At 68.1% G+C, this 549-nt stretch carries 1 protein-coding gene and 1 pseudogene; one reads left to right on the forward strand and one right to left on the reverse strand.

All coding sequences use genetic code 11. The annotated features are described in order from the left end of the window. A pseudogene (gene echA20 / locus AC1D1G_RS45855) lies at positions 1–279 on the reverse strand ((7aS)-7a-methyl-1,5-dioxo-2,3,5,6,7,7a-hexahydro-1H-indene-carboxyl-CoA hydrolase); the annotation flags it as partial. A 79-nt stretch (positions 280–358) separates the two neighbouring features. Here echA20 and AC1D1G_RS45860 point away from each other — a divergent pair. Continuing rightward, a partial coding sequence (locus AC1D1G_RS45860) for an SDR family NAD(P)-dependent oxidoreductase (protein ID WP_477957018.1) occupies positions 359–549 on the forward strand: 191 nt, incomplete at its 3' end.

Raw genomic sequence — 549 nt, forward strand, 5'->3', positions numbered from 1 at the left:
GCAGTCGTAGACGGCGGCGAACGCGGCCGCGCAGCCCCGGTTGGCGTCGACCAGCGCGCCGTAACCGTCGGTGGCCTGCATTTCCTTGATGTCGACGCCGGCGTTGAACCCGCGTCCCTCCGCTCGCAGGATCACCACGTGGGTGTCCGGATTCCGGCCCGCGTCGAGTACGGCGTCGGCCAACTCGAACCAGCCCCGGGACGGGATGGCGTTCACGGGCGGGTAGTCGACGGTGACCGTGGTGATGCCCCCGGTCTCATTGTCAGTCCGGATCCCCATTTTCTTTTCTCCTCCACGCCGCGACTTCACTCACCAAGCAATTGCTTGGTAGGGTAGCACGATGGAAACAGGTTCTAACATGACCGGAAGTGTCGTGCTGGTGACCGGCGGTGTTCGCGGGGTGGGCGCGGGCATCAGCCGCACGTTCCTGCGGGCGGGTGCGACGGTGGTGGCCTGCGCCCGCCGGCCGGGGGAGGCGCCGGTGGAGGTGGACGGCCGGGTGGTCGAATTCCTGCCGTGCGACATCCGTGATCCGGGGCAGGTGCAGGG

This window comes from Rhodococcus sp. P3_B8 (genome assembly GCF_056402775.1).